18 protein-coding genes are annotated in these 24,854 nt (G+C 43.5%); 11 read left to right on the top strand and 7 right to left on the bottom strand.

Annotated features, from left to right (window positions below; genetic code table 11):
- The first annotated feature begins 54 nt into the window (after nt 1–54).
- A complete protein-coding gene (locus NH399_RS03725) occupies nt 55–2,460 on the top strand; it encodes a DUF4157 domain-containing protein (RefSeq protein ID WP_253037089.1) in 2,406 nt (801 codons plus the stop codon).
- Between the two features lie 19 nt (nt 2,461–2,479).
- On the top strand, nt 2,480–3,745 hold the full coding sequence (locus NH399_RS03720; protein ID WP_253037088.1) for a hypothetical protein: 1,266 nt from the start codon (nt 2,480–2,482) through the stop codon (nt 3,743–3,745).
- A gap of 119 nt (nt 3,746–3,864) precedes the next feature.
- Here NH399_RS03720 and NH399_RS03715 read toward each other — a convergent pair whose 3' ends face one another.
- Nucleotides 3,865–4,566 carry a hypothetical protein gene (locus NH399_RS03715; protein WP_253037087.1) on the bottom strand — a complete coding sequence of 234 codons (702 nt, stop codon included), beginning with the start codon at nt 4,564–4,566 and terminating at the stop codon, nt 3,865–3,867.
- A gap of 30 nt (nt 4,567–4,596) precedes the next feature.
- The gene (locus NH399_RS03710) at nt 4,597–5,067 is read right to left on the bottom strand and encodes an RNA polymerase sigma factor (protein ID WP_253037086.1); all 471 of its coding nucleotides are present in this window, start codon (nt 5,065–5,067) and stop codon (nt 4,597–4,599) included.
- Nucleotides 5,068–5,161: 94 nt separating this feature from the next.
- Here NH399_RS03710 and NH399_RS03705 point away from each other — a divergent pair, with 94 nt between their 5' ends.
- The 3 genes from NH399_RS03705 (at nt 5,162) to NH399_RS03695 (ending at nt 8,405) form a co-directional block, all read left to right on the top strand.
- Nucleotides 5,162–5,680 carry a GNAT family N-acetyltransferase gene (locus NH399_RS03705; RefSeq protein WP_253037085.1) on the top strand — a complete coding sequence of 173 codons (519 nt, stop codon included), beginning with the start codon at nt 5,162–5,164 and terminating at the stop codon, nt 5,678–5,680.
- 294 nt (nt 5,681–5,974) lie between these two features.
- Nucleotides 5,975–7,894, top strand: a complete 1,920-nt coding sequence (locus NH399_RS03700; protein WP_253037084.1) for a S8 family serine peptidase — start codon at nt 5,975–5,977, stop codon at nt 7,892–7,894.
- A 55-nt stretch (nt 7,895–7,949) separates the two neighbouring features.
- Nucleotides 7,950–8,405: a GNAT family N-acetyltransferase gene (locus NH399_RS03695; protein WP_253037083.1), complete on the top strand. Its 456-nt coding sequence runs from the start codon at nt 7,950–7,952 to the stop codon at nt 8,403–8,405.
- Nucleotides 8,406–8,408: 3 nt separating this feature from the next.
- On the opposite strand, the gene NH399_RS03690 is transcribed toward NH399_RS03695, so the two are convergent.
- Entirely contained in the window at nt 8,409–10,601 is a 2,193-nt protein-coding gene (locus tag NH399_RS03690) for a TonB-dependent siderophore receptor (RefSeq protein ID WP_253037082.1), read from the bottom strand.
- A 486-nt stretch (nt 10,602–11,087) separates the two neighbouring features.
- Here NH399_RS03690 and NH399_RS03685 point away from each other — a divergent pair, with 486 nt between their 5' ends.
- Entirely contained in the window at nt 11,088–11,633 is a 546-nt protein-coding gene (locus tag NH399_RS03685; protein ID WP_253037081.1) for a hypothetical protein, read from the top strand.
- 114 nt (nt 11,634–11,747) lie between these two features.
- Here the strand turns inward: NH399_RS03685 and NH399_RS03680 are convergent, their stop codons facing one another.
- The gene (locus NH399_RS03680) at nt 11,748–13,022 is read right to left on the bottom strand and encodes a M12 family metallo-peptidase (RefSeq protein ID WP_253037080.1); all 1,275 of its coding nucleotides are present in this window, start codon (nt 13,020–13,022) and stop codon (nt 11,748–11,750) included.
- Nucleotides 13,023–13,052: 30 nt separating this feature from the next.
- Nucleotides 13,053–13,394 (bottom strand): hypothetical protein, encoded by a 342-nt coding sequence (locus NH399_RS03675; RefSeq protein ID WP_253037079.1) that lies wholly within the window; start codon nt 13,392–13,394, stop codon nt 13,053–13,055.
- Nucleotides 13,395–13,953: 559 nt separating this feature from the next.
- On the opposite strand from NH399_RS03675, the gene NH399_RS03670 reads away from it, so the two are divergent.
- From NH399_RS03670 to NH399_RS03660, 3 genes are all read left to right on the top strand, one after another.
- A complete protein-coding gene (locus NH399_RS03670) occupies nt 13,954–15,423 on the top strand; it encodes an MBL fold metallo-hydrolase (RefSeq protein WP_253037078.1) in 1,470 nt (489 codons plus the stop codon).
- A gap of 183 nt (nt 15,424–15,606) precedes the next feature.
- A complete protein-coding gene (locus NH399_RS03665; RefSeq protein WP_253037077.1) occupies nt 15,607–17,715 on the top strand; it encodes a FlgO family outer membrane protein in 2,109 nt (702 codons plus the stop codon).
- Between the two features lie 128 nt (nt 17,716–17,843).
- On the top strand, nt 17,844–19,496 hold the full coding sequence (locus tag NH399_RS03660; RefSeq protein WP_253037076.1) for a C10 family peptidase: 1,653 nt from the start codon (nt 17,844–17,846) through the stop codon (nt 19,494–19,496).
- A gap of 48 nt (nt 19,497–19,544) precedes the next feature.
- Here NH399_RS03660 and NH399_RS03655 read toward each other — a convergent pair whose 3' ends face one another.
- Both NH399_RS03655 and NH399_RS03650 read right to left on the bottom strand, forming a co-directional pair.
- Nucleotides 19,545–20,075, bottom strand: coding sequence for an SRPBCC family protein (locus tag NH399_RS03655; protein WP_253037075.1), 531 nt, complete (start codon nt 20,073–20,075; stop codon nt 19,545–19,547).
- Entirely contained in the window at nt 20,072–20,392 is a 321-nt protein-coding gene (locus NH399_RS03650; RefSeq protein ID WP_253037074.1) for a metalloregulator ArsR/SmtB family transcription factor, read from the bottom strand. Before NH399_RS03650 ends, NH399_RS03655 begins: the two co-directional genes overlap by 4 nt.
- A gap of 339 nt (nt 20,393–20,731) precedes the next feature.
- On the opposite strand from NH399_RS03650, the gene NH399_RS03645 reads away from it, so the two are divergent.
- Both NH399_RS03645 and NH399_RS03640 read left to right on the top strand, forming a co-directional pair.
- Nucleotides 20,732–21,274, top strand: a complete 543-nt coding sequence (locus NH399_RS03645; RefSeq protein WP_253037073.1) for a GNAT family N-acetyltransferase — start codon at nt 20,732–20,734, stop codon at nt 21,272–21,274.
- Between the two features lie 108 nt (nt 21,275–21,382).
- Nucleotides 21,383–24,829, top strand: a complete 3,447-nt coding sequence (locus NH399_RS03640) for a hypothetical protein (RefSeq protein ID WP_253037072.1) — start codon at nt 21,383–21,385, stop codon at nt 24,827–24,829.
- The last annotated feature ends 25 nt before the right edge of the window (nt 24,830–24,854 follow it).

Genomic DNA, 24,854 nt, shown 5'->3' with positions numbered 1-24,854 from the left:
CATCAGCCTTTGTGAATAATGTTGGTTCTGGTCACATAGACAGGGATTCTAACCATGAGCCGTTATACAACAAAAGATTCTGGCGATAAAAATCGCCAAGCAAATCGTCAACAGCCCACATCTTCGTTGGCCTCGTCTGAATTTTCTGACAATCGGCCAAGTACGGTGCAGCATCAAAAACTTCAGCAGAGCGCTGACACCAGTTTTCGTAGTCAAAAGTTATCTCAACTGCAATCTAAAGCAGCCCAGTCGCCTAATCATCAAATGTCTTCGAATGTGTCAAATAGTGGGGGACTGCCCGATAATATTAAGTCAGGAGTAGAGCAGTTATCGGGCTATTCAATGGATGATGTGAAAGTACATTATAATTCGGCTAAACCCGCTCAACTTCAAGCCCATGCCTACGCACAAGGAAATGACATTCATCTGTCTAGTGGTCAAGAGAAGCACTTACCCCATGAAGCCTGGCATGTGGTGCAACAAAAGCAGGGCCGAGTAAAGCCCACCAAACAGCTGAAGTCAGCTGCTGTTAACGATGAGCCTCAGCTAGAGAAAGAAGCTGATATCATGGGACAAAAAGTTCTGGATTTCGGACAGCAGACATCCAGTAACCCGAATTCGCAATCTACTCAGTTGTTTTCCGTAAACCGAAGCTCCGTGGTCCAGAGAGTACTTAGCGAAAAAGATAAAACACGGCTGGTGAATGTCTTTTTGGTTAAAATTGGCAAGCTAGGGCAAACCTTGTCGGATGGTGATAACCAACAAATTCTCGACGACGCTATCGAGAACTATGAAGAGTATATCGATGCTTATTGTTATATGGACAATATGCTGACCATTGACAATGATATTGATATAGATAATGAAATAATTGACATTAAGAAGTCGGACGAAGTGGTTTTATCTGATAATAGTATGAAATCTAAGTTTGGCTTTTATATTAAAGATAATATTGTCGGGCATATTGATGAGCAGACCTTCAGCCCTGCTGCTAACAACGTGGATAATATAGCAAAAGATACTGAGGATGCTTTTGTCGGCTCAATTACTACCATTCCAAAATCGAAGGGAGGTAAAGGGCCTCTTGATGTGGCTAATCTTTACTTGCAAGAAAGTATGAGTGATCAAGGTGCTCGTAATGCGCTGGCGCTGGTTTTTGGAGTTAATTATAAAGCGGATCTTCAGGGGAGAAGTGATGTTGAGATACAAAAGGACATTAACTCTGTTAAATCGTGGAGTGCATTTGGTTTGCATGCGGATGGTTTTTTATGGCATCAGTGGTATACCGCAAAGGGAGCCCCGGCAAAAATTAAGGATGTGAGAAGTGCATTTTCAAAACAAGGTATCTTTCAGCACCGTGTTAAGCTCTATGAAAGCGAGAAGAGAACTAAAATCCCCTATGGCGCTGCTCGCAGCTGGACATTTGACCAAACAAAACCTGTTGCATCAGCGTTACAAAAGAAAGTAGAGAATGTTTGGGTGCATGTGAGTGACCCTGATGCGCCTAGCTTATTATCTCGCGCTAGTAATAAACATGGGCAACAGGTTTTAGTGCCAGTTTTTGATCAGTATCTAATGATCATTCAAGAGTTGGTAAAAGAACAAGGAGGCGGTTCTTTGCCTCCTACCGTCATCTCTGGCGGTTATGAGTTCAGAGAAAAATCCAAAGGTGGTGATGTTGATAAGAGTGAATTTCTGGCCATGATAGGCCATCGATTAGATCTCGCTATGCGAACGGCGATTGGTGATGCAGATCCTGAGCGTAACACAGCGAAGAATACCTATTTGCCAGAGCCGAACTTACTGTTTAAGTGGGAAGATTTTTTGAAGTCAAAAAAGAATCTTTTTGGAACCGATGTGAAAGAATCCATTAAGATGCTCAGCGGATATTTAAGAGAAGCGAATAAAGTCGATAATCCCATTGTAAGGTTTGATACTCGAGCCAATGTTGCAACAAAAACGGATGATCGTTTTAGAATCGATCAGCGCCGAGACTCTAAAAGCAAACCCACCTCTCTTGACGAGTTCAACCCTGATGTATTGACCAAAGAAGACATTCGTCTTATTGTTAACCAAAGTCAGAGTTACGCGACTTACAATACTTGGGTTTTACCAGTTGCCGAGAATTTTGGCATAAAAGGCGGTGCGCTAAAAAATATATTTGAAGGCTGTATGATTTCGGAGGTCTGTGACTTTGAGCCTGATAAGATAAAGGCACAGCTGGATACTTTTAAAGTGCCGAGTGTTTTTGTTATTAATCGCGATCTTACTAGTCAGGTTAGGGTGAAAGGGCGATTTAAGCCGGGAGTTCTCGAATCGTATCGTGCAGAAGTTGCACAACAGTTGAACAGTGCTGGTAAGGCGATGCTCGAGTTTATGAAGCGCCTCTTTGCGGGCGAAATTCCGGATCCTGCTTTTGAGAGAAGCCTGGAAAAAATTAAAGAGCTAGAAGAACACTAAAAATATAAGACGACAACGAATGTTGAAAGAGAATATTAATAAGAAAATACAACTGCTCGCCAATAAAGGACCCTCAGAAGAACACTGGAATCAGATTACTGTTTATCTTGATGCATTAAGTGATAGAGGTTTTGAACAAGAAGCTGTTGATGCATTTTCTTCCTTGCTGGACAGTTGGCCTGACTCCCTTCGTCAAGCACCGCGTCGATGGGTGAAGTGGATTATTGAGCAAGGGGCTCTGATGCCTCGTTGGCAGCTGGTAAAAGCGCTGGCACTTGAACACGAAGACGAGATCATTTCTTCAGATATGTTAAGCAATCTTACCTGGTTGCAGACGGGCAGTTTTACTACACCCACAGAGTTTTTTTATTTCGATGGTGCAAAAGGGCTAGGGTATCTAGAGTGTCGTGGTAATACTTATTTAGATGACAGCGCTCTATTGAAACATGCGACTAAGCTTCGCTTTCTAGATATTTCGGCGTCTGCCAATTTAACCGAAGTCGACTCGCTGGCAAAATGTAAGCAACTCGAAACCTTAATTCTTAGGGACATGTCTGCACTGGTCAAAATCGATGGTATTCATGGTTTGCCCATACGTCATCTCATTCTTCAAGCTTGCGACCACCTAATCGATACGCATGTTATTGCGTCACTTATGAAACTCGAAGAGCTGGAGTTGTCAGTAAAAGCGAGCAGAGAAGTAACCTACCTTAAAGCCTTGCCATTGTTGAAAAAGTTGAATCTACAGGTAGAAGACAATAGCTTGACGGCAAAAGACCTATCGAGTTTGCAGACGCTGAAAGAGTTATCAGTCAAAAAAATTAAGTTAAACTCATTAAGCGAGCTCGCTGAGTTAACGCACTTAGAGCAGTTTTCATGTCTGGAAGACTCGGGCATTACCGAGTTAGATTTTTCTAAACCGCTATCTAGATTATTTTATCTTCAATTAGCTCACCATCAACATCTTACTTCTATGCAAGGGAAGGGAATTTCATCACATCTAAGGCATTTATCCTTGCCGCACTGCCATGCACTGAAATCTTTAGATGGGATCGAACGGTTTGCTGAGCTAGAGTATCTGGAGTTAACTCTTAATCCTCAACTGGAAGACATATCGGCTCTAAAATCACTAAAGCATTTAAAATATTTGACTCTGAGTGGCTGTGAAAAGATTGTTGATGGAAGCGTCTTGGCAGAAATATCCAACTTAGAGGAGTTGGTGGTAGTCGGCTGTTCATCATTAAAAGGCGTTAGAGAGCTAACTGGTGTTGTTGTGACAGAGTAGTGAATAAGCTTTTTAATTTGTCTATCTGTTATACCTTTTTTTGAATCGGTTGAGCAGTCATCTTGAGCAAGTTGCTCAAGATGACTGCTCAATATAACGGCTGTGTTCTCATCATAGTTTTAAGCCGGTGAGTGTGAACTTCCACTTTGCTCGTTATTAAGCACTTTATTCAGTTCTGACTTGGTTATATAAAGTTCTTTAAGCAAAGGCCCAATCTCTTTTTTAACCAAATGGTTTTTCAACCAAAGGCATAACAGCATGGATACTGCAATAAAGGCAAAGTACAAGCATAAATAGAACCCTGGTACCCAACTGCCTAACAAACTATATTGCAATCCCCAAAAGAATGACACTCCGATAACAGTCGCTGGTATGAGAGACCATAAATGAGCGCGAGACCAAAAAGCGTTCTGTTGCTCCAGCAGTTCGATTTCGTTGTTAATGCGAGAAGAAAGCGTCCAGCTCATACTCTCTTTGGGTTGGAGAGATAGATAAAGCTTAACTGGAATAACAAGGCAATAAAGCGCCATCAAACTCATGGCTGCGTACATCATAATGTTCATTTGAGGAGCACCGTTTGCCACAAGGGAAGGAAATAGCTCCTCAATGATCATGGGATACAGATAGTCCCCTTTAATAATGAACATCATCACCGTAACGAAAGAAAAAATAGCAACAGCAACTTCCATTATAAAGTGGCGCTTTATCTTTTTGTTAAACAGGTCAACATTTTGAGTCATCATTTTGAATGTCCTTGATTCGATTGTTGGTTGGTGAGCTTTTTCGTCATTCATGGCTTGTTTTAAGTCATCGAGTTCCATAAGTGTTCCTCTGTTAAATAGGGCTGCTGCTTAATCGACAAACGTTTCGCGAAACTTGGTTTTTAATCGTGAAATTCTGACCTTGATGGTGTTTGCCTTGGTTCCTAGTACTTCTTCCATCTGCGAGGCATTCAATCCATCGAGGTACATAACAAATACGGCTCTATCGACATCATTGAGCTGAGAGACGAAGGTCGAGAGTATTTCTTCCTGGCTTAAGCCGGAGAGTTGTAGCTGCTCTTGGCTAGAAAGCGGTTTGTGAGCCTTATTTTTTCGCTCTCTGATCGCTGATCTTTGATAAGAGATGGCCGTATTGATTGCTACTCGGTAAAGCCAGGTTTCGGCCTTGGCATCTCCTCGAAAATTGTTGCGGCTACGCCATAATTGAATCATTATCTCTTGCATCAGATCCTCGTGATCATGAAGAGCCGTGTAACTTCGAGCGATATTACGAATCGTTCGAATATTGGCCTCAATGAGTTGTTCGTAGTCGATAGTCATTTATTGTTATATCTTGATGGTTTAACTTATTAGTCGATGGGTTTATCTAATAGTTACAATTGGGTGTGAACTATTTTTAAAAGGAATAAGGATAATGACAAGTATCCGCTTAGCCACTGTTGATGATATTAAGGAACTTGCTAACCTCTGTGAGCAGACTTTTCGCCAGGCATTTGCGTCTGACAATGCAGCGGATGATATGGATGCTTACTGCGACCATCATTTTAGTGATGAGCAGCTAAAGAAAGAGCTAGAGGACCCTAAGGTAATCACTCTGGTTGCGGTCGTTCAAGGAATGCTGGCTGGTTATGTGCAACTTGTCCTAAATCACTCTCATTCTGCAGTGGATGTCGCCCATCCTATGGAAATCAAGCGGTTTTACATAGAGCAAAACTACTACGGACAAGGTATCGCACAGCAGCTAATGACGGCAGTGTTGGAAGAGGCTGAGCGCTTGAGGGTGGATGGAATCTGGCTCGGTGTGTGGGAGCATAATCCCAGAGCCATTCGCTTCTATGAAAAGTTTGGCTTCTCAGAGGCGGGTGAGCATACTTTTCGGTTAGGAGAGGATGTTCAGCGTGATTTGATCATGGCAAAGCTTATTACTCACTGAGTACTTCTAACTCAGTCTCTGCTGTTTTTTATTAGATCTTCACTCATCTGCTTTTTTAATACGAAGGCGTTTTGCAGTCAATTTTATTGTGAGCTGCTTCCATAGTTTTTAGTTCTATATCAGAAATGTAGCATCAAGTAACCATATTGTATCAATGGAAATACAAAAAATAACGCGAATCTAGTTGTTTACTTTTTGAGTTGTATATACATTTTTTCGGGCGGGTATTTATCCGCAATAGTAGTAGGAGTTCTAGATTAAATTAATAACCAAGAAAACAAGAAGAGAATAACTATGAAAATAAATCGATCTACAGCACTAGTCGCGACACTCGTTGCTACATCGGTATCCGCTGCGATAACCGAGAATAGCAAGTCTGGACAAAATCATATCAAAATGAGTTATGGAGATGACGCTTATCAAACTGAAGGGGAGTTTGGAGAAAAGCGTTATATTGTGACTTTTAATAACGAGCAAACCTTTATGAGCAAAAGTGCCAATGGCAGTGCTCAATTCAATAAGGCGTTAGCGCGTGAGTTCTTAAGCCGCAAAGCGGGTTCTGTTAAGCGAGTTTTGGCAGAGCAAAAGTCGGTAGCTGTCATGATGACGCAACGACAGTTTGAGGCGTTGAATCAGGACCCTTCGGTTTCTATCGAAGAAGATCCTATTAGAACTTTGGCGGCTGAGTCGACGCCTTACGGCATTACCATGGTGCAAGCGAAACAGGTGAGTGATTCGCTGACAGGTAATCGTAAAGTCTGTATCGTTGATACCGGATATGATCGCAACCATGAAGATTTGATTTCAAATGGTGTGACGGGTAATGATAACGATGGTTCGGGTAACGATACCGGAAACTGGTACGAAGATGGTAATGGCCACGGTACTCACGTTGCAGGTACTATCGCAGCGGTTGGCGGCAACAGTAAGGGGGTTGTTGGCGTTAATCCAAGTGGCAAGCTCGGTTTACACATTGTTAAAGTATTTAACAACTCAGGCAATTGGGCTTATGGCTCTGATTTGGTTGCAGCGATAAAACAATGTCGTGATGCCGGCTCCAATGTCATCAGTATGAGTTTGGGTGGCAGTAACTCAAGTAATGCAGAAAAACAGGCTTTTGACAGTGCGTTAAGTGCTGGTGTGTTATCCATTGCTGCGGCCGGAAACGACGGCAACTCGTCACTTTCTTATCCTGCATCTTATGATTCAGTGGTATCAGTGGGCGCTGTTGATTCTAATAAGAATCGAGCCAGCTTTTCTCAGTACAATGCGCAGGTAGAGTTATCTGCACCGGGCGTTAATACTCAATCAACCTGGACTGGTGGAACTTACAAATCGATCAGTGGTACATCAATGGCAACGCCACATGTGTCTGGCGTAGCGGCATTAGTATGGAGCCATTACACCAGTTGTAATGCGACTCAAATTCGTAAAGCTTTGAACGAAACCGCCGAAGACCGAGGTAGCAGTGGTAGAGATAATGAGTATGGCTACGGTATCGTACGTGCCAAGGCAGCTTTTGATTATCTTGCTGATGGTTGTGATGGTTCTGGTAGTGGCGGCGGTGGAGGCGGCGGCACTGGTGGTAACGAACTGACCAATGGTGTTGCTAAAACCGGTTTGTCGGGTGCTGCGAATGCAGAAACTTTCTTCACATTAGAAGTGCCTGCGGATGCAACCAGCCTTAACTTTAAACTGGCTGGCGGTACAGGTGATGCTGACCTCTATGTTAAACATGGAGGCAAACCTTCAAGTTCCAGCTACGATTGTCGTCCTTATCTGAGCGGCAACAACGAAACCTGTAACATCAGCAGTGTTAAAGCAGGTATCTATCATGTCATGGTGAAAGGTTACTCTGCGTTTTCTGGAGCCAGCTTAACTGGAACCTACAGTAAAGATAGCGGCGGTGGCAGTGGTAGCTCGTTTAATCGCTCAAATGTTTCAGGTACTAGCGGTAGCTGGAAGCACTTTAGTGTGACCATTCCTGCTGGCATGTCTTCGTTTGTTGTTAATATGTCAGGAGGCACGGGAGATGCTGATCTCTTTATCCGCAAAGGTGCAAAACCTACCTCTAGCCGTTATCAGTGTCGTCCTTATTTAACGGGTAACACAGAAACTTGTACGATTAACAATCCTGAAGCCGCTACTTGGTACATTAGTATCAATGGTTTCGAAGATTATTCCGGCGTTAACCTTAAGGGTGTCTGGAAGTAGTATTGACCACTAAGCATCGCCCTGATGGGGCGGTGCTTTCTATTTCGATATTGTTATGAACTCTATTACCATTTCTTTTGATAAAAGTTTACTTAACCTGGCATTTGTTCATGAGTTTTTAAGTGAAAAGTCCTATTGGGCCAGAGGACGCAGCCTTCAAACGGTCGAAAAAACCATTCAGCATTCTTTTTGTGCGGGTGCTTACTGGCATGGTGAACAAGTGGGATTTGCTCGCGTAGTAACAGATTATCAAACCGTCGGTTACATTATGGATGTGTTGGTTTCGCCCGATATGCAGTTACGTGGTATTGGTAGTCAGTTAATACAGGCTATTTTAAATGCACCTCAGTTAGAAGAGGTGACTCGGTTTGCTTTAAGAACGAAGTCTGCAAATGAGTTTTATAAAAATCTGGGTTTTAAGACGCATCATTCAGAGCAGCTGGTTTTTGAACGGGGTAATCAACATTTTTTTTCTAGTGTCATTGATCAAAAAGGGTTGCGTGTATTGTGATAATTAGAATTTAGTATGAAAGCTGACTTCCAGAGTTCTCGGTGCACCGATCGCTACCTGATTAGGGTAAAAAATATCGGCCCAGGGTGCGTAGCGTTCATCAAATAGATTTCTAACATTGAGAGCAATACGAGTATCTTTGTCTTTTTGGTAGGCAACAAAGAAGTTCGTTAGATAATACTCCCTAAATGTCACCGTGTTCTGAAAATTAGAAAAGCGATCACTTACATAACGTAATCCCGCACCCACTTCAACAGGTAGCTGCCATGGATTATTATGGCTAAACCATAAGTTGGCAACAATATCGGGAACATTCGGTGGTGTATTATTCGTTGCATCAATCCCGAAATCAGGATCAACAAACTCTCCATACTTTGCATCGGTGTAGGCAATGTTGCCGCCCAATCTAAAATTGTCTGTTAACTGGCTGGATACAGCAAGCTCAATGCCTTGAGAGTCTTGTTGGCCCGAGTTGCCCACAGTATCGTGAGTGACTAATAATAAAAAATCACTCCGTTGAATATCATAAAGGGCTGTGGTTAATTCTATTTTTCCGTCTGGAGAAAAGTATTTGAGACCCACTTCATATTGACGAATATCGGTGAAGTCAAAGTTTTCGTTAGCGTTGACTAGCAATATGTTTGAGCCAACCGGATCGTGGCCGGTGCTCCACTGAGCGTATACTGACAAATTGTCTTGCAGTTTATAACTTGAAGCCAATCGATAAGATGTGGGTTTAAAAGTGCGAGCAAAACTGTCTTCGGTAATAAATGAGCCATCAACATCAAAGTTATCTCTGGTGAGCTGAATGGATTCGTCTCTCACACCCAAGTCCAGCCGCCAACGTTCTGTGAGCGAAAGAGAATTTTGTAAGATAAGTGCTTTGACATCAATTTTTGTTGGGCTGCTGCGTTTATCGAGTGGCCCAAATAGTCCTGCCGAAGGATTAAAAGGATCAACACTGTCGCCATCAGGAAAACCTCTGTCCCGCACAAAGTCCGTTTTATTGTAATCGATACCCAGGTGCAAATGATTTGGCATATCGCCTAAGGTACTTTGCCAGTGCCCATCCAATTGAAAGCCGTAAAGATCGTGATGATGAAAGACAAAGAAGCGATCGCGATCAAGTAACTCCGTCGTCTCATTAAAAACATAGCTTTCGGCATTTTTCCAGGCACGGCTGGCATGAAAGTGATAAAGGTTCAATTTAAGTTCAAAATCCTTAGAAGGTGCCCAGCGAGTCATTAATCGACTCCAAAGATGCTCCGACTCAGAACTTTGATCGTCAACGTTGTAGTTATTGATTCGCATAGCGTCATCTAACACTCGACCGTCATCTGTAGTGACGATGCCAGACAGAGGCGAACGAGCAAAGCTGGCGGGTACTAAAGGTGTTCCCCAGTAGGCGGGTAGATCATCTTTCAGATAATCGAAACTTAATTCCATGGTAAGGTCATTGTTAAATTGCTTGAGTGCAGACGCCGTCAGATTAATAGAGCTGGACTCTGTATCATCGACCCAGCCATTAGAAAGAGATTGATTGAGATCGATGCGGATGGCGGAGGAGTTGCTTATACCGCTATTAACACCAAAGCCCCATTCGCTGGTAGAAAAGGTCGCATTTGAACCAAAAAATTCGACGGTTGTTCCATCGTTGATAACGGGTTTTTTTGTGATCATATTGATCACACCTGAAGCAGTTGCCGAACCATAATTTAGCGTTGAAGGGCCTTTAATGACTTCAACCTGTTTTAAGTTGAAGGTATTTTGAGGTCGCATGGTCATAGATGCGGGCCCAGTTCTTATTCCGTCCCTTAGAATAATGACCGAGTCACGACTGAATCCTCTCATCGAGAAGCTAGAGGGCTCTGCCGGAGATTCTCCTGATATAACGCCGACCAGATTTTCGGCCGCTTCGGTAACACTTTTTAGTCCCCTGGCTCGAGTTGTCTGGCTGTCGATAATGTCGACAGACATAGGTAAGTCCAATAACTTTAATTGGGCTGGGTTACCTGTTTGTGGTGTTTGCTTGAGTCCTAGTTCTCGAACGGCTGCTCCTGTCACTCTTACGTGAAGCAATTGCTCAAGCGTGTAATTCATTAAATCATCATCTTCTGGAGCTGAATGAGCAATCACAGGAAAGTGACAAAAATAGACATATCCAATAAGAAGAACAACTCTACGATTATTAAGCATAAATAAGAGATTGTATTGTTAAAATTTTTAATAGCTATACACAGTATAGTCAAGGATATTAAAGCCGCCTGTATGATGTTTGTATTTACAGTGTAAGCAGCTATGAACAGTGATTTTAACTATCAGTTTCAAGAGGTTAAGTCATAAATGGAATAGTGGGTCAGGCTAACAGCTGTGAGTTAAAGTGGAGGATAGTCAATTTTAGCTACTTTCTGGCCAGTTAATTGATGTCTATAGCAGGATTGTCACCGAAAAAGCACTCATTGGCGGCTAGTGAATATTATATAAAATCGAAGGGCAGTTTTGCTGGTGTTTAAGAATAAGCTCGCTATAATTTGCGCCCTTGAGTTATCTGTAAATGGGCATGCGAGATGCTATCTGACGGATAACAAAGTCTCGTAAAAAAGTGTGTTAATTAGAGCATGTATTTTTGCGAGGCAATGACTGAAGAATCAGTATTAGATATTAATTTAAGGGATATTTTTTATGAGTCAATCTGTTTACGAAACACCTAAGTCGAATACCCAGGCCGTTAATGCTTTGGAGTGGGACGGTTATAACTACAAAATTCAAGATCCAGCAAAACTACCAAGCGTCTGTGTTTCTTGTGGTGGTGAAAGTGATTTGGTTTGTGTTCACAAAAAACTTAACTATGTTCATCCAGCAACTCTGCTTTGGATAATTCTGGGGCCTATTGTGCTGCTCATAGCTTACGTCGTCAGCCTTAAATCAATAAAAGTTGAGTTTCAGCGCTGCCAAAGTTGCCATCAAAAGAAAACATTCTGGTCGAAATTAAATATTGCTACCTGGATAAGCTTTATCGGATTTATCGCATTGGCCTTTGTAGTGGAAGGGTCTTTAAGAAGCTTTTGTTCCATTATGATTTTTGTGTCTTTTTTCTTTGGCCTTTTTACCTTAGTTATGCAGGATCCTGGCTTTTCGGTGAAGGCACACAATAAACCTTACTTTTACCTTAAGGGTTTCAAAAAAGAAGTTGCAAAAAAGTTTGCTATGAAAACGGCTAAGTCATAGTGACTTTAATATAAGGCGTGCAGAAAGAGAATGACCGTCGGAGGAAATAGAGTCGGGAGCTTGTGTTGCAAAAGAGTAGAGTGCTTCAAAAAGAAACACTCTATCTATTAGGCTCTATCCATTAATAATATAAGTGACAATGGGAACTAGCCAGGCCAGATTATCGCTCTGTTGGCTTACTCGAAAGTTTGCCACTTCATGCGCTCGAGTGTTGAGTACCCGGGCGTTGTCTTCATGAGCAGCGGTTCCTGTTACTTGATTATTAACTTGCACATTAGGATTTGACCATTGTTGTATTCGAGGCCCACCAGTGCCTGAAGGACAACCATAAGCCATGACCGTGCGCCAAGTGTTTGCCGTTACATTACAGTAACCATGCCCATAGGCAAAAGGTGTGGTACTGGGATCGGTGTGGCGAATATGTCGAGCACCAAACAGGTGACCAATTTCATGGCCAAAACTGTAGTAACCTGTTGCGCAGGACTCGCGCGCAAAACCAAAAGCACCGTCTGCATTGGCACCAATCTCATTGGCGATACCACAAAAACTATAACCGTTACCCGTTAACACAATCATAAGATCGGCATTGTGTGTATCGCGTAAGTTATTCAGCTCTTGTGCATGAGTATTGGATTGATTACGGAAGTAGGTTCGATCCGTGTAAAAGTCACCGCTATCGGCATATCCTGTTTGATAGTGATGGACAATGTTGACTCGAGTATTAACCTGGCTATTTGCATAGGAGTCGTTGGTTTCGGTTTCCAACAAATCCATATAGGCTTGAATATTACCCGCTACATTACTAAAGCCAGCGGTATAGGCAACAATGACTGTATACTCATCGCCAGAGTCGGTATTTTTTCGATCAACAGGGTTTTGCGGATCGAGTTCATTTTCTGCCGCGTTTTCGTAGGGTTTAATGGCTTCTTCTATATATTCATCAGCATGATCTCGCAAACTGGAATCGTCAACTTTAAATATCCAGACTTTGCCATCTTCTAAGGTTTTAAGTTGATACAAACCTTGTTTGCTGCGAATGTTGCCCACCAGATGTTTCCCGTTAATAGCTAACGATATGGATTCCACTTCGTCTTTGGAATAGGCAACCAGCGTTTTGCGTTGTTCGTCAATCAGATCAAGGCGTTTAATAAAAAACACATTATTCTGCGTAAATGAAGTAACAGAAAGTGGGCTGTCTTCACTGATCGAATCAAACTTGCTGAGATCAAACTGAGTGACACCAACTGCTTGTTTTGTGCGATCCTGTTGCAAGTAGTAAGGAGCAGACTTAACGCCTTGAACAATATTCTCGAAGAGATCAAGGGGCTTGTCATTACTCCAGCTACTCATGCTGGCAATCAGTAGTGAGCTTAATAGTATTTTTCTCATAAACTAACTCCTTTAATTGATGACTTAGAGCTAGTTATGACTCATTCGTACCATGCTGGTTTTGTCGTAGTGATTACAACTGGAACCGTCTAAACGAACGGTAACCGACTTATCGGTTGATAGAGCAGTGAGTGCGGTAGCGTACATGGATTTTCCTTGTCCAACACTGATATCCCACGTTAACCAGCCATTGCCTGGGCAGCTGTTTTTCGATGTCCAACCATTACAAGGTTTCATATAAGCGCTATTAGAACCTGTATGAGATTGTAGATCGCAAATCTTAAATTTATGATCCGCTGCTGTGGCAGAAACAGAACCTAGTGCAGAGAGTAATAAAGATAAAGCGGGTGCAAAAAAGAGTACTTTTTTCATGATATATCTCCTAAATAAATTGACTTCCTGATAAAACTCACCAGCAGAATAAACGAAATAAAAGAAAAATATCCATACTTTCTTTGCGATAATTAAATAAGTAGATCAGCATGAGTTTTTTGTGAAATTGAGATAACTCTGCACGTCTACCGATTGTCTGAAAACAGTCAATAAAAAAACGTCGTTTTTATGTGGGCTTGTTCAAATTTGCCTTCAGTCTCTTTTAATTTTTCTCCAATGCAGTGTCTTCAAACTTAGATAACGAACTAAAAAGTTTTTGCTAACAAGTGCTCAAGTTGTGAATAAATTTTGGGAGTAATGAATGAAACCTTTCTTCGAGCAGGGTTTTAAAATTAATAAACTCGTCTCTTTTTACTTACTTTTTATAGGATTTTCAGTGTCCTTGTCTGAGTGTGTCTACTGGCGTATTTGGGCTTTTTATTAAGGATTGCGCACAAAATATCTCAAATTAAGGCATTTTTCAGGTGAATTTCAGGGTTCTGAACCCTGTTATTGCTAGGTTCGAGCTTCGATAAGGCGATAACAGGAAATAAGAACAATGAAAAAGTTGATGATGATCTTGCTTATACTAGGGGCCGTAACAAGCGAGGCGGGAGAGCTGAAAGTACACAGTATTAATGTTGGATGGGGTCAGTCCGTATTGGTCGAGGGGCCTGATGGTACCAGTTTATTATTTGATGCCGGTCTTCGCAGCAAGCGCGAGCGAGTAAAAGGTTTTCTTGAATCTCGTGGTATTAAGCAACTGGATTACTTTGTTTTAAGCCATAACCACGCCGATCATGGCGGTGGTGCGGCAGATGTTGTGAAGGCATTTAGACCAAAGCAGAGTTTTTATTCGGGTGCCGAAGAGAATAGCCAGCGTGTGTTTATGCAAAACTGGTTCGCATCCTACGATACGGCGCAGGTGCCTGAGCCACAAGCCATGACACCGGGTCAGATAATTTCGCTTGGCGACGGCGCAACGGCAACGGTTATTTATGTTGGCGGTGAGCTCATTCACCAGCAGCAGGTGATCAACACCTTACAAGCTCAAGATTCAGCGTATCAATATCCGATGTCAAAACACATTAATGACTCGTCCATCGTATTATTAATTAAATACAAAGGTTTTGACTACATTCTATCGGGTGACTTGGGTGGCCATGAACACAATGGACAGCATGATTATGAAACGCCAGTCGCAACCGCTATGTTGATCAGTGATCAACCTTCATCATCGCTCTCATCAGGAGGAATGGACATTTTGCATGTGGGTCATCACGGTTCAAAAACCAGCAGCAATGCGCGTTTTGTTGAACTGATTAAACCCGAAGTGGCGATCGTATCTGTGGGGCCGAATCAAGGTCATGGATTGCCAAACACCGAAACCATTGATCACGTTCTGTTAGCTAATGATGTGTTGGTACTGCAAACTGACGAAGGCAAACTGAGTGATTATCGGACCAATCAAAGTGGCTATGTAGTAGGAGACATCACCATCACCAGTGATGGCGAACAATATCAAATCACCACCGATGGTTCTGCTATTGATACGCTTGCTCAACCCGCTGTGGTAACAGAGGCAGATTTGGCAGGATTACCCATGGTGAGTCATGTAGACGATGATATATCGGGTACCGATAATCCGCCGACATCAGAGTCGTCATTTACAGAGATTGAATCCAATAACACTTATCAAGCAGCGAACGTTATTGAGTCTCATGTTTCGTTAGTGATGGGTTTCTTTGAATCGACACAAGATGATTTTGATTGGTACACCATCGAATTACCCGCTCAGCAAACATTAGCTTTAGACATGAGTGGCCCGCAAGGCTCGCAAGACTATGATATGTACTTATACAGTGAAGGTGGGAGCCTGTTGGAGCACTCCGATAACATCGGTAATCAGGAATCGATTCGTTACTTTAACCCTAATCGATACAAGACCAAGAAACTCTACCTGTTGCTTTATCGCTATGAAGGTGTGAGTTCAACGGAAGCTTATCAGGTGAATGTCAGCAAACATTAGTCTGGCTCTTAATCATACAAATCAAGACGCCGCCTGTTGTTTTAACTACAGGCGGCTTGAAGAGTTCCTATTTAACCGTGCTTTATGTGGGGTTATATCCGCAAAAAACTCTATTTTTTACCTTTCTCTCGTTGAGTTAATCCTCTATATTGAAAGCTCTCTGCCACCACGATTTTCTATGTTTTGTCTGTATCGAGTCACCAGTATCTACAATTAGGCGATTGGTTTATTGATTGTCAGCAAATGTTGCTCAAACAGGATGACCAGTGGCTGGATATCCCTGTTCTCAGTTTTAAGTTATTAATGGCTCTGGCTCAGTCTCCTGGTGTTGTTGTCTCTGCCGATGAACTCATTAAATCGGTTTGGGGCCAAAAGGTGGTTTCGGACGAAAATCTGCAACAGAGAATCCGCATGCTGCGGAAGCTGCTGCAAGACGACAGTCAAAACGCGACTTATATTGGCACTGCTCGAGGAAAAGGCTATCGGCTTTTGATTGAGCCCGTTTGGTTGGCGAGCCTGCCGGAAGAATCCGTTGAAACCTCTGATTTATCATCAACACCGTTACCTCCTGAGCCGATATCAGCAGAACAAGCATCCTCACCACGAGCGCAAGCGACTCATGCTGGTAAGAAAAATAACCTGATTGCCACTTTGACTGTGGCGTTGTCGCTGGGTGTTCTATTGGTATTGGGCGTTCAATGGATGAGCACTAACACAAGTCACACCGAACAGCCGATTCAAGAGACGACTTTACCACTCAGCATTAAGCGTTTGGCTGTATTGCCCATTGTGCAAGAGGACCCCTTGCAACAGTTTGAAGGTCTTGGCGAAGGGTTAACAGAGCAATTGATTCAAGGGTTGTCACAAAATAAGAATCTTCAGGTTATCGCTTATGCGTCTGTCGCGGGTTACCAACAGCAGCCCAAAAAACTCAATGATATTGCGCAAGAATTGAATGTTGACGCATTGCTGATGGGAGACGTCAGCAATCAAGGAGAGCGATTCTTAATAAGCTTACGCCTACTGAATACCCAAGATGAAAGTGTGTTGTGGCGTAAGAAATTTGATTTACCCACTCATGAGTTGGCGGGTTTTTCTGATCAACTATTAAGCGCTATCAGCGCGCCTTTTGCTCATGATTATCACCCAAGACATCCGCAGCAGTCGACCTATCAGGATGCCTACAGTCTTTATTTGAAAGGGCGCAAACATTACTTGCGCTACAATCGGCTGGATAACCAGATGGCCGAAAAACTGTTTCGCCAAAGTTTGGCGCAGTCGCCTGCTTTTACCCTGGCCTTATGCGGACTGTCTGATACTTTGTCGCAAAAGGTCCAGCAGTATGAAGGCAGCTGGGCTGATTCGGAAGAAGCCTTACGGCTGGCAGAAGCCGCCGTAAATTTGCAGAGTGATCTGGCCGAAGCCTACAAAGCCAAAGGGTTTGCTCTAGACACTCAAGGTCGATACCCAGAATCTATAGAAGCTTATCAAAAAGCCATCGAGCTGAATCCCAATTATGCGGATGCCATGTTAAACAAGGCGGTCCTGCATTGGGAAAGTGGCGACTACGCCAGTGCTTATGAGTTGGTGAATCAAGTCATTACTCTTGATCCTCTTGAGGTGTTTGGTCATCTGCTCAAAGCGAATATTTTAGCGGGTGCTGGCGATTTTGAACGAGCGGAGCCTTTATTCCGGCAACTGTTGCTGCATCACCCTGATAATCTGATGGTGGCGCAAGGGCAGGGGCAGTTTTTGTTTGATCAGGGCGACTATAAGGGCGCTGCTGACGCAGCTCAGAATCTTTTGCGAATGGCACCTTATTACACGCCCGCGGTGTTGCTGGCTGCCGATAGTTTTCTGTTTAATGGCGAGGTAGCCAAAGCTCTGGAGTATTATCGAAAACTGGCGGCGTTAAAATCATCGTGGAAAGCCGATTACGCTTTGTTGCGTATCCAACTGATTGAAGCGAATCAAAAAGGTCATGCTTTATCAATGGAATTATGGCCAGAAGACACTGCGGAGTTGAATCAGACTCAATTGTTGACGCCCACGGTTAACCAATTATTGATGGCGTCTTATTTCGAAGGGCAAGTGCAGTTATCTTCAACTAACTTACTGGCGCGATTGATCGAGCAAGACAGGGTTCATCAAAAATGGTTGGCGAAAGACCCTCATTTGCAACGTCTCAGAAGCTTGCCAAAATACTCCACACTGTTGGAACAGTTGGCCAATAACAAGCGTCAGCACCAGCAATTGTTGCTGCAAATTGATCAGACAAAAAATAAAAACTGATACCACTAATGGATTGATTTTCCAACAATTTGGGTAAAATCAGCGAGTAATCAGGCTATTTTCAGGGAATCTTGTTGCACTTCGACTATGATGCGCGCGTTTTTCGTTGTAGAGATTAAGGAAATCTAATGCGCCAATCTTCTGTTTTTTCCATGATCAAGGTAAGTCTCGCCGGACTATTGATCAGCGGAGTTTCTATTTCTAGCCAGGCGGCTGTTGAGCCTTTGTTAAAAACCCAATGGGGTCAAAGTGACGTATGGCAATCGCAGACACCCAAACAAAACGGTAATCCAACTTATCCTGGGTGTACGACCATTTCTACCGCACAGATTCTCTACTATTTTCAGCATCAGAAGCAGGCGAGCTCGACGGTGTCTTATGTGTTAGAGCATGATGATGTGGTTGGTCCTCATATCGATGGTCGTGAGTTAAGCCTCGATCTCACGCAATTTAGCTACGACTGGCAAAGCATGGGCCTGACTGATCAAGATGCCACGGCAGCGGTTAAAGGTTCTGCTGAATTTATCTATCACGTTGGGGTGACGCTTAACGCCCAATTTGGTGGCGATCAGGGAACATCGGCGACGGGTAAGCAGATCGAAAATGCGTTCCGTTATCAGTGGGGGTTTAACGCCAAATCTCGCCGCAAAATGTCGATCATTTCGAAAGAGGCATTCAACTATTCTGACGAAGAATGGGCCGATGTGATTCGTGCGGAGCTGGATGCTGGCAGACCCGTTCTTTATAACGGCTTGCAACAGTCAGCCAATGCGGGACACTCTTTTGTTATCGACGGCTATCGTGATGATGGCAAAGTTCATGTCAACTGGGGATGGGGCGGATACGGTAATGGTTACTATGATGTAAACCAGCTGCAAGATCCTTCTGGTCGTCGTTGGAATCGTTTACCCATGATCTTTAGAGGGCTAGAGCCTTATGAAGGCCGTGGTCTGGAAATCAAACAAGCGCAACAGCAAAACGAAACTTTCACCTGGGTGGGCAACGGCTCTGTGATTTCGAAAACGTCGGGAGATATGACTGGATATGGTCTTACTCAAGATGAGCTCTATATTCCTGCTCACCAAAAAGCCGTCACTAGCTTTATTCAGTGGGAAGTCGACCAGACCGATGGTACTCGTTTGTTAATTGAGTCAGGTTCGAATAAAACCGTGTCGATTCAGTATGGTGTATGGAATGACCGGTCTCGTGATCGCGTTTATAAAAATGTGACTTTGCCTTTTGTACTTGATCCTGCAAAAGATAATTTCAGTGACATTCATGGCGAATATTTTGTGATTGCAGTGATTGATAGCGATACATCTACTACTGCACAAACCCTGGAAGTGAAAGCAACGACCCAAGCTGCATCAAACGTTAGCAGTCAAAAAGCCAAGCCGTTAGAAGTGGACGGTGCGATTTGGCAGGGCAATGGTTCTGTGATCAGCTACACGTCAGGAACTAAAAGTGGTTACGGTTTGACACAAGATGAGTTATCGATTGGCAAAGCTGACAAAGCGCCAGTGATATTTTTCCAATGGGAAGTTGATAAACGTGATGGCAAAAAGCTGCATTTATCAGCGCCTAAGCAAATGGCGAGCATCACTTATGGCGTATGGAATGATCGCAGTAAGGATGTGACTCATCGTGTTGAGTTGCCTTATACCATCGATCCCGAAGCCGATGGCCTAAACATTGATGACGGTTCTTATTTAGTCATCAAAGTAAAGTTTGAACAAATACCCAGCTCACCGACGGCTGTCACCGCCGAAACGCGTCAATAAATGATTAACCCCTTCTTGCCAATAGGCGAGGAGGGGTTTTGCAATGGTTTAAAGCATTGCTTCATATTCTTTTTCTAATGCATTGTGCTGCTTCCAGAACCCTTCTGGAATCTGATCCCCAAGAACGTCTTCGAAGATGTTAAGGTGCGTATGCCATCCCGCCATAATGCCCAAGCGCTCATCCTGAATAACCAGTCGACTGTGAATTAAAGTCAGTAAGACTTTCTCACCTTGTTGTTCAAGTGAAATGCGTACCTCGGTGTCCGCTTTTTCTCCCAACCAGGTAAAGCCAAAAAGATGAGGAGGGTTAAACTGTGTGATAACGCCTTTTGTGGGTACACAATCAGGCATGTCTTTGCAAGATTCTCCTGGCGCTTCATCTTGTTTGGGAGACAGCTCCGAATTCTTAAAATTCAGCTCCATGGTTCCGCCCACTTTGGGATCAGTCTCGCCTCCGGCAAGCCATCTGGCTCGTTTTTCGGGGTCAACGATAAAAGACCAGACTCGCTCTATTGGGCCAGGAAGTAAACGGCGAAACTCAAGCGTGTTGTCATCGATCAGTGTTCCATAACGATTCATGGTGAAGACTCCTCGTCATCAGATTGTGCCAATTCATATTCCAGTGCATCCAGGCTCGAATTCCAGAAGTTGCGAACTTGCTGAACCCATTGTTCAACTTCATCAAGACCCGATGAACTCAAACGATAAATGCGTTTTTGTGCCCGTTTCTCGCAAGTCACCAACTCGGCTTGCTTCAGCACTTTTAAATGTTGAGAGACAGCAGGTTGGCTGATAGCAAATCGCTCAACCAACTCTCCAGCCGAAAAAGCTTCCTGGCTCAATAGCTCCAGTATCTTGCGTCGATTGGGATCTGAAAGTGCTGTAAATTTATCCATAATTTTAATATAGTTGATTACTTATATAAGTCAACACTTATTTTTTCGGTGTTTTATAAATAACATTAAAATTGACTTGTAAGTATTTAATTAATAATGAAAATTAAAAGTCCTATCTAAATTCTAGATTGTATCAAAAATACGTTGTTTGCTCCGCCATTCGAACAAAATCGACAGACTGTCTGATAAAGAATTGCGGACTGTCTGATAAAGAATTGCGGACTGTCTGATAAAGAATTGCGGACTGTCTGATAAAGAATTGCGGACTGTCTGATAAAGAATTGCGGACTGTCTGATAAAGAATTGCGGACTGTCTGATGAAGAATTACGGGGTGTCTGATGAAGAATTACGGGGTGTCTGATGAAGAGTTGCTGGGTGTCTGGTATTTGACTTGGGTTTCCGAGAAAATACTAATTGGTTGCGCACACAAATTTATAAGAGAGAAAGTATTGGCGGAATATCAAATAATCGAAAAGATCATCGACGCAGATAACTTCTTACGTTTACGAGAAATTTCAGGTTTAAGCCCACGACCGAGAGAGGCTGCCGAAAAAGCCCTGCCTAACAGTCTGTATTGTGTTCAAGTTCTTTTTGATAACAAACCTGTTGGCATGGGTAGAGTGGTTGGCGATGGTGCGTTGAACTTCGATATTGTAGATATTGCCGTTGACCCAGAGCATCAAGGAAGAGGGCTTGGGCGAAAGATAATGGAATCCGTGATGACTTATATTAAGGGTGCTGCGGTACAAGGTTCTTATGTGTGCTTGATGGCAGATGTTCCTGAATTGTATGAGAAATTCGGTTTCACGCTTTCTCGACCTCAAAGTGAGGGAATGGTTTGGACTGGAATTGCAGATGAGAAAGGGACAATTATGGAGTGATTAAAATCTCTTTGTGAGACACTGATGGTGGTTAGTCGCTATGGAACCTAAACTATAAGATATTGAGACACTTAGGCTCCCACTATTCGAATAGGGATGAATCGTTTTATGTACGAGTCACAGGAAAAGTCAGCCCCCAAACTCGAGCAGAAAAAACAAAGTTCAAGTCGTGCGACTGAGACCCTCAAGGATAACCGCTCGCAAGCGGTCAGGCAGAATAAACTGCAAAGCATGGCCGATCAATATGTCTCTAATATGCCAGATCCCACGACTGGCGCTCAGCCTGCTGACCTCAAAAGCAGCTCTGTAACAAATTTACCACTTCAGTTAAAAGCTGGCCTGGAACATCTGGGTGGGGTTAATTTATCGGGTGTACAAGTGAACTATAACTCATCCGAGCCTGCCAAGATCGACGCGAAAGCCTATGCCGAGGGCAACACCATCAATGTATCTCCAGGAGAAGAGAAGCATTTGCCTCATGAAGGATGGCATGTGGTTCAACAAATGCAGGGGCGTGTAAAACCAACGGTTCAAGCGAAAGGGCTCTCTATAAATGATGATCCACAGTTAGAACACGAAGCTGATGTGATGGGTGCCAAGGCGATGCAGCTGGGCAAGCAGGGCATTGCGGATGACTCAGCAGCAAGTTTATCCAATAGCCAGGGACATGGAGAGACAAAACAGCTCAAGGGCAAGGCCGTTATTCAGGCAGAGCATGGCGATATTATCGAAATGATTATGACGGTTTTAGGCGTGGGCTCCGCTATTGCTATGGGGATTTATTACACGCTTCCTAGAATTCTGGTTCAAGGGCTTGCAGCGGGGGCGGCTTGGGCTGCACCTTTGTTGATTCGATATTATCGCTCTTCATCATCCAGCAGTAAGAAATCTGAGAGCGAAGACGAATCAAGCAAAACCAATGAAAGTGAATCAGAAACACCGCCCAAGGAAATAGGTGATAAACCTAAATTAGTATTGCGCCTTTATTCACCCAATTCTGAACATCCAGATGCGCCAGGAGAAGTCACTCATGTGACAAACAGTTGTTATGCAGCGTCTATTCTCAACTTGATTGCAAACTCAACGAACTATCGTCGACTTTTTGATCCTGCCCGAAATGTTTTGGGAGCAGATTCAAACGGCCGCAGATTACAGGATGTCGTATCTCCGTTGGTATTGTTAATTCACGGAGGAAATACATTAAGTGGTGAGCAGGTGACCGGGCTATTGCGGTTGTTGGCTCAATTAGGATTATTGCAAAGCGTTGAAGAAGACATTCCTCTGATTGAGCAACAGCAGGATGCGGCTCGAGTGCTTATGGGAATGTTACCTTTAGTGATGCCTGCCGATCCTTCCGATTTTTCTACTCGAACAAGAACGCATCGTGTTTATGATGATGAACAAGAAGATAGAGTTGATAACGAAAATGAAAATGTTTTACAACTAGGGACTCGAGGAAATCGAACCTTAGAGCAAGGTTTAGTAAACTACTTTAATAGCTACGCCATGCGCGACCCCGAAGTTAATGACCCTCATCAGGTTTCTCGCCGTGGTTCTAATTTTCCTGCCGTGTTGACCATTCATGTTGTGCGAGAGTCACGACACAGTCGCATAGATATGCCGGGTGCATTTACGATTCCACGTTCGATTACTCAAGATGGCCGTGTTGGTCCTCGTTATCGATTGCGAGGTTTTGTTGTTCACCGAAGTTCACATTATGTTTCTTATCTTCGTCGTACAGAACAGTGGTTCCGCTCTGATGATATTGGGCCCAGTGTTTCGCCCGTTAATATTTCCAATCATCAGGAGCCTGGCATGTCAGGGCCTGCGTTTGCTCAAGGTATGCTTTATACCTATGAGCGGGTAGATGATTATGAAGGAACGGAAAACCGACTGACTTTAGGTGAAGCGCACCCCCGAGTGGTTCGTCGTAATGGTTATACTGTTTATGTTCCCAAAGGCAAAACTTTAAAAGAATCCGATGATTCTCAATCGAGCACATCTAATAAACGAGTAGTTCGACGTAACGGTTACACGATCTTTGTACCGAGTGGAAAAAAGCTTAATGAGTCCACTGGAGCATCGAGAAGTCCGTCGACAGGAAGAGCAGTGCGCTTTGATGGGTTTACTATGTACCCTCCGACTAACCCGCCAACAAAAGAAGAACGTTCGAAGAAGCCCTCGTTGCCGAAAGTCTCACCGAATATCAAGACTCTAAAAGATATTCTGCCACAAGAGGATACCTCTGTTCACGGGCACTCGAGTTCTAAGCCGGGGCCTTCTGGCTCTACCATGAATCAAGGGCCGCAAACTGCCACTATGACAATCACCAAAAGCCCGAGCGAATTGGAGCAACCAAAAACAAAAAGCTCTGGCACCAATACTGGCTTTCAAGATCCCGATCCGAGTCCTTCGCAAACCGTTACTTTAGAAGATGAGGTACCAAAGTCAGGTCTTACTGCTAAAGCGAAAACAGAGCAAACACCAAAGACTTCCGAAGACACCACAACGCAAGTAGAAACTCCCGATGTAGAAACTCGTCGTCGATTGTTTCTTGAAGCCTACGACAAGAGACAGCAACAAAACAAAACCGAAGAAGTAGAGCCAGAGGTTCAAGTCGACTCCGAAACTAACGAACAACAAGCAAAACCTGTGGTTGTGAGCTCTGAGCCATCGGTTGTGGAAGAAGAGTCCAGTGTTGTTAAGGACACTCAGCCCAAAACGGTTGAGCCAGAACAAAGCACTGTGGACTCGGAGCCTAAGGTGGTTGTTGATGAGCAAACGTCAGCTAAAACCACCGTTGAAGAAGATTCTGTCGTGAATCCACCCGTTGAAGAAAACACGGTAGATCCAGTGGTTGCAGAGAGAGAGCGTTTACGCAAAGAAAGACGTAGACTAGAAAGACTTGCAGAAAAAGAACGTATCCGACAAAGACAACATAATGCACAAGATGCTCTGGGTACGGTGGAATACTATATTCACTTGGTTCAGACCATGATGTACAGCGGCGCACTCACGGATGAAGACTTTGAAGCACTGCAAAAAATAATGGATAAGCTGCGAGAAGTTCAAGCCAGTGTTCTTAATAAATCTGATGGGATCGCAAAAGAGTCGGTTCAACAAATAAAAGACTACATCACTCGCATTGCGACCAAAGCCTTAGCGAAAGTCATTAAAACCCAAGCGGCTTCTCAAAGAACGGGCGGAACCGATGGTGTCTGGACTGGAAACATCAGTGATGTACTTTTAACACAGTGGATTTTAGAGCATGAAAATCATGGTATGGCGGCCAGCAATGCCGCGCAAGTTGCTCGAGGTATTGTGAGCCACAATGGCACGACGAGCGGTGGAGGAACACGTTTTCGGTATAACGGTCACACTGTCTTCCACATTTCTCATGGCAAAAATGGGCGTACTGATGGATGTACCGTTTTCTTTATTGTGACCAAAGAGGGTGTCACGATAGTCGGTATAGGCGCACATGCAGGATCGTCTTCGTACAAACTAGACTGGAAACTCTCTGGGTGGTGTGAAGGTACCACCATTAGTTTATAAATCAAGATCGCATTGAGTACTGATT

The sequence above is a fragment of the Pleionea sp. CnH1-48 genome, assembly GCF_024124665.1.
GTDB lineage: Bacteria > Pseudomonadota > Gammaproteobacteria > Enterobacterales > Kangiellaceae > JAMXSB01.
Note: the sequence above shows the minus strand (reverse complement) of the source record. Positions and strands in the feature narration are given on the sequence as shown.

Excerpts from the sequence above, each read along its gene's own strand:
- NH399_RS03680 (WP_253037080.1), bottom strand. The coding sequence starts at position 13,022 with ATGAGAAAAATACTATTAAGCTCACTACTGATTGCCAGCATGAGTAGC.
- NH399_RS03695 (WP_253037083.1), top strand. The coding sequence starts at position 7,950 with ATGAACTCTATTACCATTTCTTTTGATAAAAGTTTACTTAACCTGGCA.
- NH399_RS03725 (WP_253037089.1), top strand. The coding sequence starts at position 55 with ATGAGCCGTTATACAACAAAAGATTCTGGCGATAAAAATCGCCAAGCA.
- NH399_RS03690 (WP_253037082.1), bottom strand. The coding sequence starts at position 10,601 with ATGCTTAATAATCGTAGAGTTGTTCTTCTTATTGGATATGTCTATTTT.
- NH399_RS03705 (WP_253037085.1), top strand. The coding sequence starts at position 5,162 with ATGACAAGTATCCGCTTAGCCACTGTTGATGATATTAAGGAACTTGCT.
- NH399_RS03685 (WP_253037081.1), top strand. The coding sequence starts at position 11,088 with ATGAGTCAATCTGTTTACGAAACACCTAAGTCGAATACCCAGGCCGTT.
- NH399_RS03645 (WP_253037073.1), top strand. The coding sequence starts at position 20,732 with ATGAAGAATTACGGGGTGTCTGATGAAGAGTTGCTGGGTGTCTGGTAT.
- NH399_RS03650 (WP_253037074.1), bottom strand. The coding sequence starts at position 20,392 with ATGGATAAATTTACAGCACTTTCAGATCCCAATCGACGCAAGATACTG.
- NH399_RS03660 (WP_253037076.1), top strand. The coding sequence starts at position 17,844 with ATGCGCCAATCTTCTGTTTTTTCCATGATCAAGGTAAGTCTCGCCGGA.
- NH399_RS03675 (WP_253037079.1), bottom strand. The coding sequence starts at position 13,394 with ATGAAAAAAGTACTCTTTTTTGCACCCGCTTTATCTTTATTACTCTCT.
- NH399_RS03700 (WP_253037084.1), top strand. The coding sequence starts at position 5,975 with ATGAAAATAAATCGATCTACAGCACTAGTCGCGACACTCGTTGCTACA.
- NH399_RS03670 (WP_253037078.1), top strand. The coding sequence starts at position 13,954 with ATGAAAAAGTTGATGATGATCTTGCTTATACTAGGGGCCGTAACAAGC.
- NH399_RS03715 (WP_253037087.1), bottom strand. The coding sequence starts at position 4,566 with ATGGAACTCGATGACTTAAAACAAGCCATGAATGACGAAAAAGCTCAC.
- NH399_RS03710 (WP_253037086.1), bottom strand. The coding sequence starts at position 5,067 with ATGACTATCGACTACGAACAACTCATTGAGGCCAATATTCGAACGATT.
- NH399_RS03655 (WP_253037075.1), bottom strand. The coding sequence starts at position 20,075 with ATGAATCGTTATGGAACACTGATCGATGACAACACGCTTGAGTTTCGC.
- NH399_RS03720 (WP_253037088.1), top strand. The coding sequence starts at position 2,480 with ATGTTGAAAGAGAATATTAATAAGAAAATACAACTGCTCGCCAATAAA.
- NH399_RS03640 (WP_253037072.1), top strand. The coding sequence starts at position 21,383 with ATGTACGAGTCACAGGAAAAGTCAGCCCCCAAACTCGAGCAGAAAAAA.